We start from the raw sequence: 16,469 nt of genomic DNA, 5'->3' as shown, positions 1-16,469 counted from the left end.
GCACCCGGCGAAGACACGTGAATATCCGGAAAAGAAAGCCGGACTCTTCGATTTCTCCCCGCTTCGGGTGCAGAATAGGGCCACCTGCCGCGGCGAGTGCTGCGTATCCGGCACGGCCATCCGGCCTGCCCGTATGCACTTGCGCGAAGGGTGCACATCAGGCCCCGGGGCGCACCCGCACCCTTGTCGGCCGAATTGCCCGAGAGGATTGACACCCATGGCTCAGCGTGTAGTTGTCACGCTCTCCGACGACCTGGACGGCGGCGCAGCCGCAGAAACCGTCCACTTCGGCGTCGACGGGAAGTCGTACGAGATCGATTTGTCCGTGGACAACGCGGAAAAGCTGCGGGAGGCCCTCGCCCCGTTCGTCGCGGCCGGCCGCCGCCAGAGCCGTACCGGAAAGTCCTTCCGCCGCACCGCCCTCACCCCCGACCCGGCCGCCGTGCGCGCCTGGGCCCAGTCCCGCGGCATGGAACTGCCCGCCCGCGGCCGCATCCCGAAGCACGTCTACGAGTCCTTCGCCGAGGCGAACTGACCACCCGGCCCCGGTCGTCCCGCCCTCGGCAGAAGGGTGGGGCGACCACCCCGAAAGATGCTGTAGAGTATTCCTCGTCGCCGCAACGGAGAGATCCGGAGAGGCGGCAGGTGCCCCAGGCACCAGGCGGACGTGGCTCAGTTGGTAGAGCATCACCTTGCCAAGGTGAGGGTCGCGAGTTCGAATCTCGTCGTCCGCTCGCAGTAGCGAGCACAGTACAACTCAATAGTTACATCCTGCGGACGTGGCTCAGTTGGTAGAGCATCACCTTGCCAAGGTGAGGGTCGCGAGTTCGAATCTCGTCGTCCGCTCCAGTACGAAGGGTCCTCTCGGAAGAGAGGGCCCTTCGGCGTTTCCCGCTCCCGGCGGAATCCCGAAGGCACCCATGACATTTGTCATCGCCCACCCGTGGATCCGCACCGGGTTCCGGTGAGACCGCGCACTGCCCGCGCGGCCCGGTCGGCGGAAGGCTTGAGGCATGGAAACGAGCCAGCCCCACGCCGCCGGCGACCACGTGATCGAGGTCACCGACCTGCACCGCCACTACGGCGCCGGCGGTGACCGCTACCACGCGGTCCGCGGCGTCGACCTGACCGTCGGACGCGGCGAGCTGTTCGCCCTGCTGGGCACCAACGGGGCGGGCAAGACCTCCACCATGGAACTCGTCGAGGGCCTCGCCGCCCCGACCGGGGGCCGGGTCCGGGTGCTCGGGCAGGATCCGCACCGGGAGCGGGCCTCCGTCCGCCCCCGGATCGGCATCATGCTCCAGGAGGGCGGCTTCCCCGGCGACCTCACCGTCGGCGAGACCGGCCGCGCCTGGGCCGGCATCACCAGCCACGCCCGCCCCGTGGACGAGGCGCTGGAGCTGGTCGGCCTCGGCCACCGCCGCGGTGTCCGGGTGAAGCAGCTCTCCGGCGGCGAGCGCCGCCGCCTCGACCTGGCGATGGCCCTGCTCGGACGTCCCGAGGTGCTGTTCCTGGACGAGCCGAGCACCGGCCTCGACCCGGAGGCCCGCGCCTCCGTCTGGCAGCTGGTCCGCGAACTGCGTGCCGAGGGCACCACGGTGCTGCTCACCACGCACTACCTGGAGGAGGCCGAGGAGCTCGCCGACCGGCTGGCGATCATGCACGGCGGACAGATCGTCATGGCCGGCACGGTGGCCGAAGTGATCGCCGGGCGCCCGTCCCGGATCGGCTTCGAGCTCCCCGCGTTCGCCGGCACCTCCCTCCCGCCGCTGGCCGGCGCCACCGTCACCGTCGACGGCCGGAAGGTCACCGTCAGGACGCCCGCCCTCCAGGCCACCCTGACCGAGCTGCTCGGCTGGGCCGACCGGCACGGGATCGCGCTCGGCGCCCTCGACGCCCGCAGCGCCTCGCTGGAGGAGGCCTTCCTGGCCATCGCCTCCGAGGCCGGCCACCGGCCCCCCGCCGACACCCCCGCCGCTCCCCCCGCCCGCCGCAAGCTGATCGGACTCTCCCGATGACCACCGCCACCACCACCGCCGGTCCGCAGCGCACCCGGTCCTCCGGCGTCGGCCCGCGGAGCACCGTCGTCCGCCGTCTGCTCGCCCTCGGCCGGGCCGAGGGGGTCCTGCTGCTCCGCAACCGGACCGCCCTGTTCACCGCCCTCCTGCTGCCGGTACTGCTGATCGGCGGGCTCAAGAACGTGCTCGACCAGCAGGCCGAGACCAGCCCGGGCCTGGACGTCGACTCGCTGCTGGTCAACGGCGCGGTCGGCATGGTGCTGGCCTTCGTCGTCTACTACAACCTGACCGCCGCCTACGTGGCCCGCCGCGGCGAGCTGGTGCTCAAGCGGCTGCGCACCGGGGAGGCCAGGGACATCGAGATCCTGGTCGGCACCGCCGTCCCCTCGGTCGGCCTGGCCCTGCTGATGTGCGGGGTGATCGGTGTCGTCGGCGCCACCGCCCTGCACCTCACCGCACCGGTCAACCCGCTGCTGCTGGTGGTCGGCCTGGCCCTGGTGGTCGCGACGCTGATGGCCCTGGCCGCCGTCTCCAGCGCCTTCACCCGGACCGTGGAGAGCGCCGGCATCACCACCATGCCGGTCCTGCTGCTCACCCAGTTCGGCTCCGGGCTGTTCGTCCCGCTGGAGGTCATGCCCGAGCGCGTCGCCGACATCTGCCGCCTGCTGCCCTCCACCCCGGCCTTCCAGCTGGTCCGGGTCGGCTGGTTCGGCACCGACGGCTCGGCCGCCCCGACCGGTTTCGCCGGCACCTGGGCCACCGCCGCTCCGCACCTGGTCACCGGGAGCGTCTGGCTCGCCCTGGCGGTCTGGGGCGCCGTCCGGTACTTCCGCTGGGAGCCGCGCCGCTGAGCGCCCGTCCGCCCGGTACCGATCCGAAGGCCCGCTCCCCGTTCGACCTCTGATAAGAAGGCCGCAGCACGATCATGACGGAACGGGGAGCGGGAGAAATGGGTGTCGTGAATCCGGTGCGCGCGTGGCGGGGCCGTTCCAAGCCCCAGCGCTCCGAGCTCTACCTCCGCTGGTCGCTCTATCTGATGGCGCTGGCGCCGCTGCCGCTCACCGTGATGATCAATCTGGCCGACCCGGACTCCGGGAGCGACCCGGCCTCCAGGGTCGCCCTGGTGCTCGGCCTCGCCCAGACCCTGGTCACCCTGCGCGCCTACCGCACCTCCCTGGACCACTACCTGAACCGGCCCACCGACCACCTGCGCTGGCTCGCCCTCAACGGCGGCCTCGCGGTGGCCGGCTCCTGGGCGCTACTGCTGCTCGGCCCCCGGGTCGACGCGGCCAACGGCGGGGAGCTCGTGTCCTTCACCGCCCCGGTCGCCAGCACCATGCTCTTCTCCGCCTTCGGCCCGGCCTCGGTCGGGCTGCGCCCGCTCCGGGCGGCCCTCGCCGGGGCGGTCGCGCTGCTCGCCGTCCTCCCCGCGATGCTGCTGACCGGCGCCACCCCCGGTACCTCGCTCGGGGTCCTGACCGGCAGCGGGCTGGTCATGCTCCTCATCGGCTGCAGCTGCCGCAGCTTCGCCTGGCTCCAGTCGGTGGTCCAGGAGCTGGACACCGCCCGCGAGGCCCAGGCCCGGCTGGCCGTCGCCGAGGAGCGGCTGCGGTTCTCCCGCGACCTGCACGACGTGATGGGCCGCAACCTCACCACCATCGCGCTCAAGAGCGAGCTGGCCGTCCAGCTGGCCCGGCGCGGCCGACCGGAGGCCGCCGAGCAGATGGCCGAGGTGCAGCAGATCGCCCAGGAGTCCCAGCGCGAGGTCCGCGACGTCGTCCGCGGCTACCGCACGGCGGCCCTGCACGCGGAGGCGGTCGGCGCCCGCGCGGTGCTCCGCTCCGCCGACGTGGCCTGCGAGATCGACCTCGGCGAGCACGCCGAGACGCTGCCGGAGGCGGTCCAGTCGGTGCTCGGCTGGGTGATCCGCGAGGCCACCACCAATGTGCTGCGGCACAGCGAGGCGGGCCACTGCTCGATCAGGCTCCGCCGCGAGGGCGGCCGGGCCCTGCTGGAGCTGGAGAATGACGGGGTGCCGGCCGTACCTCTGCCCTCCCAGGGCGGCGGGACGGGCCTGAGCGGCCTGCGGGAACGGCTCGCCGCCCACAACGGCGAGCTGACCGTCCCGGAGGCCGGGCCGGGGCTCTTCCGGCTGCTCGCCAGCGTCCCGCTCTGACCCCCGCCGTACGGAAGGCCCGCCGATGACCGACCCCGCGCCCGTCCGCGTCCTGCTCGCCGACGACGAGCACCTGATCCGCGGCGCGCTCGCCGCGCTGCTGGCCCTGGAGGAGGACCTCACCGTGGTCGCCCAGGCGGCCTCCGGCCCGGAGGCGCTGGCGATGGCCGAGGCGCACCGGCCGGACATCGCGGTGCTGGACCTCCAGATGCCCGGTCTGGACGGCATCGAGGTGGCCACCCGGCTGCGCGCGCTGCTGCCGGACTGCCGCTGCATGATCGTCACCGGTCACGGCCGCCCCGGCTATCTGAAGCGGGCGCTGGAGGTCGGTGTCCGGGGCTTCCTGCCGAAGACCGTCTCCGCGGCGGACCTGGCCGGGATCATCCGGACCGTCCGGGCCGGCGGCCGGTACGTGGACCCGGAGCTCGCGGCGGACGCGATCTCCGCCGGGGAGACGCCGCTGACCCCGCGCGAGACCGATGTGCTGGAGCTGGCCGCCGACGGCACCTCGATCGCCGGGATCGCGGAACGCGCCTCGCTCTCCCAGGGCACCGTGCGCAACTACCTGTCCTCGGCCGTCGCCAAGCTGGGCGCGGAGAACCGGCACGCGGCGGTGCGGATCGCCCGCGAGCACGGCTGGATCTGACCGCCGGCCCGCGGGCGCCCGCCCGGTCTCAGACCCAGGTCAGGCCGGTGATCCGCTCGTAGGCCTCGACGTACTTGGCCCGGACCCGGTCCAGGACCTCGGCCGGCAGCTCCGGCGGCGGCTGCTCGCTCCTCCGGTCCCAGCCGGAGGCCGGGGAGGTCAGCCAGTCGCGGACGATCTGCTTGTCGAAGGAGGGCTGGGGGTGGCCCGGCTCCCACTCGTCGGCCGGCCAGAAGCGCGAGGAGTCCGGGGTGAGCACCTCGTCGCCGATCACCAGCTCGCCGTCCAGCAGACCGAACTCGAACTTGGTGTCGGCCAGCACGATGCCCCGGTCACGGGCGATGTCCCGGGCGCGGGAGTAGACGTCCAGGGTGGTCCGGCGCAGCTGGTTGGCCAGCTCCGCGCCGATCCGGCGGGCGGTCTCCTCGTAGGAGACGTTCTCGTCGTGCTCGCCGACCTCGGCCTTGAGGGCGGGGGTGTAGATCGGGGCGGGCAGCTCCGAGCCGTCGACCAGGCCCTCGGGCAGCGCGATGCCGCAGACGGTGCGGGAGACCCGGTACTCCTCCAGGCCGGAGCCGGCCAGGTAGCCGCGGGCGACGCACTCGACCGGCACCATCTCCAGGCTGCGGCAGACCAGGGTGCGGCCCTTCCAGTCGGCGGGGGCGCCGGCCGGGACGTCGGTGGAGACCACGTGGTTGGGCACGATGTCGGCGATCCGCTCGAACCACCACAGCGAGAGCTGGGTGAGGATGCGGCCCTTGTCCGGGATCTCGTTGGGCAGCACCCAGTCGTAGGCCGAGGTGCGGTCGCTGGCGACCATCACCAGCTCGCCCGACTCGGCGCGGTACAGGTCGCGCACCTTGCCGGTGTGCAGGTGGACCAGGCCGGGCACCTGGACCGGCTCGGGCTTGGTGACAAATCCGCTCAAGATCGTCTCAGTCCTCAGGGGTCGTTCGCGGGCGTGGGGCGCGAAAGGGGAGGTCACTGGGGTCGAGTCTGTCATGGGCACCGGCCCGGCCCGGGGGCCGGACCCGGGCCGGGCCGGTCAGCCGTTCTTGCAGAGCCGGTCCAGCAGGTTGGCGGTGGCCCGCTGGATCCGCTCGTCCGTGAGCCCCGGGCGGTCCAGTGCGGGCGACCAGGCGAAGGTGCCGGCGGCGAAGACGTACGCGCCGCTGGGCGCCCGGTAGAGCGAGGTCTCCTGGTAGCGGGTGCGGCCGGCCAGGTCCCGGTACGGGGAGTGGGCGAGCAGCACCCGCTCGCTGTGCTCGGGCAGGGCGACCTTGGGGTAGTAGCGGTCCGCCTCGCCGGCCACCAGCCCGGGCAGTTCCTCGCCCTCCTGGACGCCGGTGCCGTCCCAGAGCCAGTGCGCGGTGTGCCGGGCGACCAGCGGGACCGGCGCGGCGACCCGGCCGGAGTACTGCAGCCCGAGCAGGTGCTGCTCGGGCTCGCCGGCGTCGCGCCACAGCGCGCTGGCGGCGCCGGGCACCCCGGCCGCCGGGCTGCCCGGACCGACCTTCTGGCGCTTGCGGCAGTTGAGCATCCGGTTGGGCTCCCCGGACGGACCGGGGCTCAGCTCGACCCGCCAGTACATGGTGTTGGCGGAGAGGAAGACCAGCGAGGTGCCGCCGTCCCGGGCCCGTTCGGCGGCCCGGCGCATCGGCTCGGACCAGTACTCGTCGTGGCCGGGGAAGACCAGCGCGCGGTGCCGGGAGGCGTCGACCAGGCCGGCGTGCAGGTCGGTGGCGGTGGCGTAGGAGAGGTCGTAGCCGTAGCGCTCGGCCCAGCGGATGAAGTCGTAGGCGTGGCCCACGTGCAGCGGCAGCCCGGCCGTGGCGTGCGGCCGGTCGAAGGAGACGGTGACGGCCGCCTCGGGCTCGCCGACCAGCCGGCCGCCGTCCCAGGCGTGGTAGAGGCTGGCGCCGCTGCGGCCGTCCTCGGGGAAGAGGTTGTACGCCTGCCAGGTCACGTCGGGGAGCACCAGCAGCAGCTCGGCGGAGCGGTTCTGGTCCTCGAAGTCCCGCACGGTGAAGGGGATGTGGCTGCGGTGCAGCATGTCGGCGGTGGTGAGCACGGCGACGTAGGCGCCGGGCCGCCAGTGCTGCGGGATCTGCAGCCGCCAGGTGTGCCACCAGTGGTGGCAGGAGACGGTCCGGCCGACCACCATCGGGGCCGGCTGGGACATCCCGGCGATCAGCGGACTGGACGTCATGTGGTGGGCGCCGTCGCCCGCGTAGTGGCCGATCCGGAAGACGTCGACGGTGAACTCGCGGGGCGGGTTGACGGTGACCCGCAGGTCCACCGAGCCGCCGGGGCGGACCACCCCGGCCGAGGCGAAGCCCTTGATCTGCTGTTCCTCGTCGTTCGCGCCGAGCGGGCTGCCGACCGCCGGTCTGCCCCGCACCCCGGCGGACAGCGGGCGCTGCCCGGGCGCGTCCACCGAGACGTACCAGGGCACCTCGTCGCCCTCGGCACCGGCGACGTACTGGTCCGGGCTGCGGAGCCAGGGCAGCGGGCCCTGGCCGAAGGGGTCGGAGACGCTGTGCGCGTGCGTCCCGGACTCCCAGCGGCGGTTGAGTTCGGTCCCCACGCGCGCCCCTCCCAGGTGCACCTTCGCCGGTTGGCACGTGCCTCCCGGATGTGCGTGCGGTCTAATACACCACACCGTGCTGGCGCTGCGTCACCCCACGGTAGCAACTAGTGGCGGGAATCTTCCGGGCCGTCGGACGGACGGCCTCCGGCCTGCGAAGACCCGGGGCGGCCTGCCCGGCCGGGGGCGCTCACCGTCGGAGCTCGCGCCCCCGAGGGGCCGGTCGGCGGCGGGGTCAGAGCCGGACCGGCTTCTCCAGCCGGACGTCCGCGGCGTCCAGCCAGGCCCGCAGGGGCCCGTCCTGGCCCTGTTCGACGGCCTGGGCCACCGGCTCGGCCAGGTCGGTGCGGCGGACCCCGCCGAGCAGCAGCACCGGGCCGTCCAGCCAGTCGAGACCGGGGACGGCGCCCGCGGTGTCCACGGCGGCGCAGCAGACCATCGCGGTGACGTGGTCGACCAGGACGTCCCGCCCGGACCGGACCGGTTCGAGCAGCGGCGCGGGCGCGGTGGTGCGGGCCAGTTGGGCGGCGAGCGCGGCGGCCAGCCGCTCGCCGTCGCCGTCGGCCAGCCGGCCGAGCAGCCGGGTCAGCGTCGGGGCGCCGGGGCGGGCCTGCGGGGCGAGCAGGTCCAGCGCGGACTGCAGGGCGGCGGCGCGGGCCCGCCAGCCGGCGTCCACCACCTCGGCCGGGTAGTCGACCCACTCCAGCTCGCGCCAGGCACCGGAGGCGGGCGCCCCGAAGAACAGCTCGGCGGCGAGCCGGGAGACCGCGGCGTCCACCTCGCCCGGCTCCTCCAGCAGGTCGCAGGCCGGGCGGTCGCCGAGCCGGCTGCTGTAGCCGTCGGCCAGCCGGTCGCGCCGGGACAGCTCGGTGAGCGCGGCCACCACTCCGGCGTTCAGGTGCGCGGGGTGCCGGCCGAGCCGCCAGGCGGGCAGCGCGACCCGGGTGAGCAGCCGGTCCCAGCCCGCGTAGGCGAGGCCGACCTGCTCCTGGGCGGCGATCCGCAGGCCGTAGTCGACGCTGCGGGCCTGCTCGGAGGCCCAGCCGGCGACGGAGCGCTCCAGCTCGGCGGCGTGCTCGCGGCAGGCGCCCAGCAGCCGGCGGGTGATCCGGTCGGTGAGGCGGTCGGTCAGGGCGACCGGGCCCCGGCGGGGCGGACGCGGTGCGCAGCCCCCGGGGAGGCCGGCCGGTCCGTCGGCGGGGCCGGCGTCCAGGCTGGCGTCCAGCGAGCGCAGGAAGTGCCGGGCGGCGGCGATCTCCGGGTCGGCGGCGGCCGCGGTTCCGGCCACCACCGGGGCGAGCAGGGCCCTCAGCTCACCGGCCCGCATCCACCAGAGGAACGGCGAGCCGACCACCAGCACCGGGGCGGTCGGCTCGTGGCCGGCCGCCCGGGAGCGGCGGGGCCTCGGCGCGGGGACGTCCTCCAGCCAGCTGTCGCAGTCCGGGGTGAGCGCCACGGCGGACGGCGCGGGGACCTCCAGCCGGTCCGCGAGTTCGTCGATCAGCCGGTACAGCTCGGGGGCCTGGGCGCGGTCCAGCGGCACGGCCGGGGTCTGCGGCGGGACGGCCCGGCGGTAGGCGCGGGCGGCCAGCCCGGCCACCAGGAGGGTCAGCGCGGCCACCGCGCAGACCGTCCAGCGGGCGATGTCCCAGGCCGCCCCGTCGGGGGAGCCGGGGGCACCGATCCGCCCGGTGAACCGGCCGGCGAGCAGCACCACCGCGGTGGCGGCGGGCAGCGCGGCGGCGGCCAGGGCGAGGCCCCTGATCCGCAGGACCGCCTGGGCGTGAGCGCGCGCGGTGTCGACAGCGGCCATACGGTGCGGCACCCCCTTCGGAGCCCCGGGACACCCGTGACGGGGCCCTGAGCCGATTCGAAACGATCAGTTCCGACCGGGAAACGGTGGTGTCCGAGCCCCGGTAGTACATGCTGCGTGGCGCTTCCGACATTTTCGACGCCCGGGTGCGGGTGGGTGTTCCGGATCGCCCCGGTTTCCACTCGTCCCGGTGACACCGCCCGAAAACCGGACGACCGCCCCCGGGAAGCGCCCGGCGGGTCCGGTCCGGCCGGACGCCGTCCAGCATCCCCCCGCACGACCACCCCTACCCGGCGGCGGCCGGAAGCGGCCCGACCTGTGGTGCCGTGGTCCAGCGCACCATAAGGCCGGGCAGCCGGTTACGTCAGCCGGATGCGGTCGCTGTCACTCGATGGGCTGGATTCCGGGGACCGAACGGTGTGGCGGCACCGGGTGTCGCTCCCGTCCCACCCGGTTCGGAAACGCCGGGGCGCGCTGCGGCCATGGGGGTTGTCCAGGGGGGTGCGGAGGAGGGTGCCGGGGCCCGCCGGGCGTCCGCGCCGGGGCTCGCGCCGGGCGGGCCCGCGAAGCCGCGCCGACGGCCGCCGCCGGGGCGGCCGGACGCGGCCCGGAACGCCCGGGCCCCCGGCGCGCGGAGGCGTGCCGGGGGCCCGGGGACGGAACGGGGGCGGGCGGCCGCTACTGCGCGGCCTTCAGCGCGATGTCCCCGCGGTGCTGGCCGCCGGCCAGCGAGATCCGCCCGACCGACCGGTACGCCCGCTCGCGCGCCTCGACGAGGTCGACACCGGTCGCGGTGACCGACAGCACCCGGCCCCCGGCGCTCAGCACGCGCTCGCCGTCCGCCTTCGTCCCGGCGTGCAGCACGTACGCGGTGCCGTCGGCGGCCTCCGCCTCGGCCAGGCCCTCGATCGGGTCGCCGGTGCGCGGCGCGGCCGGGTAGCCCTCGGCGGCGATCACCACGGTGACCGCGGCGCCCTCGTCCCAGCGCAGCGGCTCCAGCTGGTCCAGGGCGCCGGTGGCCGAGGCGTGCAGCACGCCCGCCAGCGGGGTGCGCAGCCGGGCCAGCACGACCTGGGTCTCCGGGTCGCCGAAGCGGGCGTTGAACTCGATCACCCGGGTGCCGCGCGAGGTCAGCGCCAGACCGGCATAGAGCAGGCCGGAGAACGGGGTGCCGCGGCGGCGCAGCTCGTCCACGGTCGGCTGCAGCACGGTCGCCAGGACGTCCTCGACCAGGCCCTCGGGGGCCCAGGGCAGCGGCGAGTAGGCACCCATGCCGCCGGTGTTGGGACCCTGGTCGCCGTCGAGGGCGCGCTTGAAGTCCTGGGCGGGCTGGAGCGGGAGGACGGTGGTGCCGTCGGTGATCGCGAACAGCGAGACCTCGGGGCCGTCCAGGTACTCCTCGATCACCACCCTCTCGCAGGCCTCGGCGTGGGCCAGCGCCTCCGCGCGGTCGGAGGTGACCACGACGCCCTTGCCGGCGGCCAGGCCGTCGTCCTTGACCACGTAGGGCGGGCCGAAGGCGTCCAGGGCCTCGGCGGCCTCGGCGCCGGTGGTGCAGACGTAGGAGCGGGCGGTGGGTACGCCGGCGCCGGCCATCACGTCCTTGGCGAAGGCCTTGGAGCCCTCCAGCAGGGCGGCCTCCGCGGACGGGCCGAACACCGGGATGCCGGCCGCGCGCACGGCGTCGGCGACGCCCGCGACCAGCGGGGCCTCCGGGCCGACCACGACCAGTTCGGCGCCGAGCAGCACGGCGAGCGCGGTGACCTGCGCGCCGTCGAGCTGGTCGACCGGGTGGACCGTCGCCACCTGCGCGATCCCGGCGTTGCCCGGGGCACAGTGCAGCTCGGTCACGGCGGGATCTTGGGACAGAGAGCGGCACAGGGCGTGTTCGCGGGCGCCGCCGCCGATGACGAGGACCTTCACGCTGGGTAAGGGTAGTCGGTGGCCGGTTCAGGCCGCTCTCCGGTCCCGTAGGAAGAGACGATCGAGGGGCTCGGGTACACGCACTGCCTCGGAGGATCGTCCAGTCCCGGGGGTGCCGAAGTCGCCTCTCGGTGCCCGGGTCAGGACAGCGGGTCACCGACGGCTCCCTCGGACGGGTGAAATCCTGCCGACCGCCGCAACCCTCCCACCTCGGGATCCGGTGGCCGAATCCGATAACGATCATTGGTGAAGCGCCCCCACGGTCAGCCATTTGGCGGTAAGAAGTGCTGTTGGACCACCGTCGGCGACCGTCGGCGGTGCCGTCCCGGGACACCCGCACCCGCACCGGAACGGCGGCGTGTTCGGCGCGTTGTCCGGCGTTTCACCGGCCGTCAGGCCGACGACACGTCAGTCCGCGCAGAGTCGGGACCAGCCAGACCAGCCGTCCGCCCGCCACAGGGAGCCCCACAGGTGAGCCAGCCGGAAATGCAGCCCGAGGAGAGTGCCTGGGGCAAGGAGATCGGCGAGGAGGATCCGCCCGCCGCGACCCTCGCGCCCCGCGCGTCGACCCGCCACCGGTCCGACCTGAGCGCCCGCCAGTTCCCGCTCGGGGACTGGGGCGAGCCCGCGGAGCGGCTGGAGGAGCTGTACCGCTGGTCCGAGGAGCGGGCGGTCGAGGCGATCGACTGGTACCGCCGGGACCGGATCTGGAAGCGCCGCTGGGCCCGGCTGCTGCGGTTCGGCACGACCGGCTTCGCGGTCGGCGGGGTCACCGCCCCGCTGGTCGACCTCACCGGGACGGTCGCCCACGCCGCCGACTGGGGCTACGTCGGGCTGGCGCTGGCCGGCGCCTGCTACGGCGCGGACCGGGCGTTCGGACTGACCTCCGGCTGGATGCGCGACGTCTCCACCGCGCAGGCGCTGCAGCGCCGGCTGGAGGCCTTCCAGTTCGACTGGGCGTCGGAGTGCGTCCGGGAGGTGCTCGGCCCCACCGAGGGGACCGCGGGCGAGGCCGCAGAGCGGTGCCTCGGGGTGCTGCGGCGGTTCTGCGAGGACGTCTCGGACATGGTCCGCACGGAGACCTCGGAGTGGATGCTGGAGTTCCGGGCCGGGATGACCCGGCTGCCCACCCAGGCCTCCGGCAGCTGGGGCGGGCGTACCGAGCCGGGCGTCGGGGCCCAGGTCCGGGTGCTGCCGCCGCCGGGGGCCAGGCCCACCATGCCGCGCCAGCGGCCGCCGGAGGGCCCGCTGCGGTAGGCGGGGGCGGGGCGGAGCGGTCCGGGCGCGGTGCGCGCGGTGGCCTGCGGCCAGGGGCTCGGCCCCGGACTCCTGCTACGGCTCGGACCCGGGCTCGGACCCGGACTCCGGATCGGGCTCAGGCGAAGACGACCATCGAGCCCTGGTGCAGGCTCCGGGTCGCCGCCGCGTACAGGCCCGCCCAGGCGTGCCGCTCCCGGGCGAACGGGTGCAGGTCGTCCAGCGGCGGACCGAACGGCTGCTCCAGGCCGGTCGGACCGAGCGGCCTGGTCGGTGCCGGCGGGTCCAGCGGGTCGATGCCCAGCGCCGGGGCCACGGCCTGGAGCTCGCGCAGCAGCCCGTGGCTGGAGCCGAGCGGCCCGCCCGAGGCCAGCAGCGACTCCTCCACCAGCGGGGCGGCGAACTCGATCGGCACGTAGGCACCGGCGTGGTCGAAGTGCCAGACCAGGTGCGACTGCTCGGCGCTGCTCTCGAACATCTCCAGCAGCTGCTCGTAGTCCCCGCCCAGCGCGTCCACCGGGGTGATGTCCAGGCCGGTGAGGCCCAGCAGGTAGGCCCGGCGCAGGAAGTGCAGCGAGTCGTAGTCGAAGGCGGCTATCGGCTCGACCGCCCCGCTGAGTCCCGGCACGTACCGGTAGACCGGCATCTCGGGCAGGCCGTTGTCGGCCAGCACCCGGTTGTAGAGCGCGAGGTCGTCCCGGAACGGGTTGTCGGGGCTGTGGCTCAGTACGTCCACCAGCGGGACGAGCCAGAGGTCGCAGGCCATGGGCCGGCTCTTCCTCTCCGGGCGGCGGGAACCGGCCGCGCGGCGGCGGACGGCGGATGGACGGGGGTCGGTACCCGGACGGTCGGTACGAGGAGCGGCCGGGACGAACGACCGCCCACCCTACCGGCCCGGCGCGCGATGCGGATCGGGCCGTCCCTCGGGCAGTTGGCCGGAGGGCGGTTCGGGCAGCCGGCGGCCGAACCGTCCGTACGGGACCGACCTCGGCTGCGGCACCAGGCCGAGGCCCAGGCCCAGTTCACGGCCCAGTTCACGGCCCAGCTCGCGGCCCAGCTCGCGCTCCCGGCCCCGGGCACCGGGCTCCCGGCCCGGCTCCGCCTGGTGGTGCGCGGTACCCGGCTCCGGCTGCTCCGGCCCGGGGCCGCCCGGGGTCCGCGCGGCACCCTCCGACCGCTGGGCGCTCCCCGGCTCCGCGTCCTCCCCGGTCCGGGGCGCCCCGGCCGCCACCGGGCCGTGCTCGGCCCCGGGGCCGCCAGGTGTGCCGACCGGGCGGCCGGTCAGCAGCGGCAGCACCCCGACCGTCTCCACCTGCTGCCCGGCCAGCTCGGCCAGCAGCCCGACGGTGAAGAGGTTGTACTCGCAGACGATCCGGTGCACGCGCGGCACGTCGCGCACCTCGATCGCGTCCACCAGATCGAGGTGGCTGTCCCAGCAGACGCCGCCCAGCTGCGGCATCGACCGCAGGTACCGCGCGGCGAACATCCACGACTGCACCCGCAGCCAGTCCAGGTAGTCCGCGATCCGGCGGTTGCCCAGCAGCCCGGCGACCTCCTGCCAGAACCGGCGGTCGCAGCCCACCATCACGTCCAGGTTGCCCGCCCGGGCCGCCCGCACCGCGGCGTCCGCCCGGCGGCGCAGCGAGGGCAGCCGGCTGTCGTCCGGCCGACCGGGGTTCACGGCCAGCCGACGGAAGTAACTGTCGGTGATCAGCACCCGGGACTCGAAGATCTCCCGGAAGTCGTCCCAGCCGAACTCGGGGACGGTGAAGCCCCGGTGGTGCTCGGCCCGGAGCAGCCCCTGCGCGGCGAGGTCGACCAGCGCCTCGCGGGCCGGGGTCGCCGAGACCCCGTAGAGCTCGGCGATCTCCTTGACGGTGAAGTTCCGCCCGGCCGCGAGCCGGCCGGCCATCATCTCCTCGCGCAGCGCGCCCGCGATCTGCTCGCGCAGGCTGTTGCGCTGGATCACGGGACGGGTGCCGCCCGCGCCGGTGCCGAACATGCGCGCGACCTCCTCGGGCGGGCTGGCGGCCTGACGGGACAGACCGGCGGAAGAACGGCTGGTAACACGACGAGGGCTCATCTTCTCAAAAGGGACACGGCTGTGTACAAGCCCCCCACATGTGCCCGCCCGCACCCCTGCCCGCCCGGTCCGCGCTCCGCACCGGCTCGTGCTCCGCTCCGGACCGCTCCGGGGGTGCCGTCAGCGCTGGACCGGTGCCGGGATGCCGAGCAGCCGGTCCCGGTGCACCGGGAACTCCGCCCGCGCCTTGGCCACCTCGGCCGGGTCGAACTCCACGGTCAGCACTTCCTCCCCGGGCCCCGCCTCGGCCAGCACCCGGCCCCACGGGTCCACCGCGATGCTGTGGCCGGCCTGCTCCACCCCGCCGTGCGTGCCGGCCGTGTTGCAGGCCAGGACGTACGCCTGCTCCTCGACCGCGCGCGCCCGGTTCAGCAGCGTCCAGTGCTCCCGCCGCCGCGCCGGCCAGGCCGCCGGGACCACCAGCACCTGCGCACCGGCGTCCAGCAGCGCCCGGAACAGCTCCGGGAAGCGCAGGTCGTAGCAGGTCGCCAGGCCCAGCGTGCCGACGTCGGTGGCCGCGGTGACGATCTCCTGCCCGGCGCCCATCACCACCGCCTCGCCGCTGTCGAAACCGAAGCGGTGGATCTTGCGGTAGGTGTGCACCAGCTCGCCGTCCGGGGCGAACAGCAGCGAGGTGTTGTAGATCGGCCCGTCCGGATCGCGCTCGACGATCGAACCGGCGTGCAGCCAGACGCCCGCCGCCTTCGCCGCCGCCGCCATCGCGTCCGAGGTCGGCCCGTCCAGCGCCTCGGCGCCGTCCGACCAGAGGTCGTAGGCGAAGCCGCCGAGCGCCCACAGCTCGGGCAGGACCACCAGGTCGGATCCCCGCTGGGCCCGCACCAGGGCGGCCGCACGGGCCCGCCGTTCGGCCGGGGGCTCCGTGTCGGAGACCACGAGTTGGATCAATGAAGCGCGCACAGTACCACCGTCCACGGCAAGAGTCCTACGATCGTCACCCGAAAGCGCTGCCCTGCTCTCACCCGGCAGCGTAACGTGCGGTTAGCGTGTGCGCCCGGGACCCGGACCTTTCCCGGCCGGTCCCGGAACGCGCGGACACGCGTGGCAAGGCAGCTGACGGAGGGCCGGAGATTCCCGTGACGGACAACCAGACCGTGCAGGCGTACACCGACGCGTGGACGCAGTCCATCGAGGCGATATCCGAACTGGTGGCCCCCCTGCCGGAGGGCTCCTGGAACCGGGCCACCGAGTGCCCCGGCTGGTCGGTCCGCGACGTCGTCTCGCACGTGATCGCCGTCGAGTCCGAACTCCTCGGCGACCCGCGCCCGATCCACTCGCTGCCCCGCGACCTGCTGCACGTCACCACCGACGCCGCCCGCTACCTGGAACTGCCCGTCGACAAGCGCCGCTGCCACACCGCGCTGGAGATGACCGGCGAGCTGGACTACACGATCATCCGCCGCTCCCGGGCGCTGCGGAACGCCAAGCAGATGCCGAACGAGCCGGTCCGCTGGCCGGCCGGCCCGCAGAGCCGCGACATCCCGTACCACGAGCTGCTCCGGCTGCGCGCCTTCGACGTCTGGGTGCACGAGCAGGACCTCCGCCGCGCCCTCGGCACTCCGGGCAACCTCGACTCGCCGGCCGCGCTGGTCTCCCGCGACGTCCTGATCCAGGGCCTGCCGAAGGTCGTCGCCAACCGGGTCGGCGCGCCGGCCGGCAGCACCGTGGTCGTGGACGTCACCGGCCCGGTCGAGTTCCTGCGCACCGTCCGGGTCGACTCCTCCGGCCGCGGCAGCGTGGACGAGTCCATCAGCCTGGCCCCCGACGTCCAGCTGACCCTCGACTGGGAGACCTACGTCCGCCTCGCCTGCGGCCGGGGACGCCCCGGCTCGGTGATCGTCGAGGGCGACCGGGAGCTCGCCGAGCGGGTCCTGGCCAACTTCTCCGTCACCCCGTAGTCCTTCCGTTCACTCGCCCGGCGTACACGGACCGTGCGCGCCGGGCGAGT

The 16,469-nt window shown here is 74.6% G+C and carries 14 protein-coding genes and 2 tRNA genes; 9 read left to right on the top strand and 7 right to left on the bottom strand.

The features are described from left to right. Window positions 1–217: 217 nt before the first annotated feature. From OG715_RS22615 to OG715_RS22585, 7 genes are all read left to right on the top strand, one after another. A complete protein-coding gene (locus tag OG715_RS22615) occupies window positions 218–535 on the top strand; it encodes a histone-like nucleoid-structuring protein Lsr2 (RefSeq protein WP_266270671.1) in 318 nt (105 codons plus the stop codon). 126 nt (window positions 536–661) lie between these two features. Beyond that, window positions 662–734: transfer RNA gene (locus OG715_RS22610), tRNA-Gly, on the top strand. Window positions 735–773: 39 nt separating this feature from the next. Next, window positions 774–849, top strand: a tRNA-Gly gene (locus OG715_RS22605). Window positions 850–1,013: 164 nt separating this feature from the next. After that, a complete protein-coding gene (locus OG715_RS22600; RefSeq protein ID WP_266270669.1) occupies window positions 1,014–2,018 on the top strand; it encodes an ABC transporter ATP-binding protein in 1,005 nt (334 codons plus the stop codon). Continuing rightward, window positions 2,015–2,869 (top strand): ABC transporter permease, encoded by an 855-nt coding sequence (locus tag OG715_RS22595; protein ID WP_266270668.1) that lies wholly within the window; start codon window positions 2,015–2,017, stop codon window positions 2,867–2,869. Before OG715_RS22600 ends, OG715_RS22595 begins: the two co-directional genes overlap by 4 nt. Window positions 2,870–2,967: 98 nt before the next feature. Continuing rightward, entirely contained in the window at window positions 2,968–4,194 is a 1,227-nt protein-coding gene (locus OG715_RS22590; RefSeq protein WP_266270667.1) for a sensor histidine kinase, read from the top strand. 25 nt (window positions 4,195–4,219) lie between these two features. Further along, window positions 4,220–4,840 carry a response regulator transcription factor gene (locus OG715_RS22585; protein ID WP_266270666.1) on the top strand — a complete coding sequence of 207 codons (621 nt, stop codon included), beginning with the start codon at window positions 4,220–4,222 and terminating at the stop codon, window positions 4,838–4,840. Between the two features lie 28 nt (window positions 4,841–4,868). Here the strand turns inward: OG715_RS22585 and OG715_RS22580 are convergent, their stop codons facing one another. The 4 genes from OG715_RS22580 to purD all read right to left on the bottom strand — a co-directional run bounded on the left by OG715_RS22580 (window position 4,869) and on the right by purD (window position 11,163). Continuing rightward, window positions 4,869–5,768, bottom strand: a complete 900-nt coding sequence (locus tag OG715_RS22580; RefSeq protein ID WP_266270665.1) for a phosphoribosylaminoimidazolesuccinocarboxamide synthase — start codon at window positions 5,766–5,768, stop codon at window positions 4,869–4,871. A 117-nt stretch (window positions 5,769–5,885) separates the two neighbouring features. Further along, window positions 5,886–7,427, bottom strand: a complete 1,542-nt coding sequence (locus tag OG715_RS22575; protein ID WP_266270664.1) for a N,N-dimethylformamidase beta subunit family domain-containing protein — start codon at window positions 7,425–7,427, stop codon at window positions 5,886–5,888. A gap of 235 nt (window positions 7,428–7,662) precedes the next feature. Continuing rightward, window positions 7,663–9,240 (bottom strand): M48 family metalloprotease, encoded by a 1,578-nt coding sequence (locus OG715_RS22570; RefSeq protein WP_266270663.1) that lies wholly within the window; start codon window positions 9,238–9,240, stop codon window positions 7,663–7,665. Window positions 9,241–9,918: 678 nt separating this feature from the next. Next, window positions 9,919–11,163 (bottom strand): phosphoribosylamine--glycine ligase, encoded by a 1,245-nt coding sequence (gene purD, locus OG715_RS22565; RefSeq protein WP_266270662.1) that lies wholly within the window; start codon window positions 11,161–11,163, stop codon window positions 9,919–9,921. A gap of 471 nt (window positions 11,164–11,634) precedes the next feature. Here purD and OG715_RS22560 point away from each other — a divergent pair, with 471 nt between their 5' ends. Continuing rightward, window positions 11,635–12,420 carry an SLATT domain-containing protein gene (locus tag OG715_RS22560; RefSeq protein WP_266270661.1) on the top strand — a complete coding sequence of 262 codons (786 nt, stop codon included), beginning with the start codon at window positions 11,635–11,637 and terminating at the stop codon, window positions 12,418–12,420. Between the two features lie 118 nt (window positions 12,421–12,538). On the opposite strand, the gene OG715_RS22555 is transcribed toward OG715_RS22560, so the two are convergent. From OG715_RS22555 to OG715_RS22545, 3 genes are all read right to left on the bottom strand, one after another. Beyond that, the gene (locus OG715_RS22555) at window positions 12,539–13,186 is read right to left on the bottom strand and encodes a hypothetical protein (protein WP_030392479.1); all 648 of its coding nucleotides are present in this window, start codon (window positions 13,184–13,186) and stop codon (window positions 12,539–12,541) included. Window positions 13,187–13,306: 120 nt separating this feature from the next. After that, complete coding sequence (locus OG715_RS22550) at window positions 13,307–14,422, bottom strand: GntR family transcriptional regulator (protein ID WP_323182149.1); 1,116 nt, start codon at window positions 14,420–14,422, stop codon at window positions 13,307–13,309. Window positions 14,423–14,623: 201 nt separating this feature from the next. Then, entirely contained in the window at window positions 14,624–15,421 is a 798-nt protein-coding gene (locus OG715_RS22545; RefSeq protein WP_266270660.1) for a carbon-nitrogen family hydrolase, read from the bottom strand. 176 nt (window positions 15,422–15,597) lie between these two features. On the opposite strand from OG715_RS22545, the gene OG715_RS22540 reads away from it, so the two are divergent. After that, on the top strand, window positions 15,598–16,419 hold the full coding sequence (locus OG715_RS22540) for a maleylpyruvate isomerase family mycothiol-dependent enzyme (protein WP_266270658.1): 822 nt from the start codon (window positions 15,598–15,600) through the stop codon (window positions 16,417–16,419). Window positions 16,420–16,469: the final 50 nt, after the last annotated feature.

This window comes from Kitasatospora purpeofusca (assembly GCF_036010405.1).
Taxonomy (GTDB): domain Bacteria; phylum Actinomycetota; class Actinomycetes; order Streptomycetales; family Streptomycetaceae; genus Kitasatospora; species Kitasatospora purpeofusca.
This window is presented reverse-complemented; position numbering and strand designations above follow the sequence as displayed.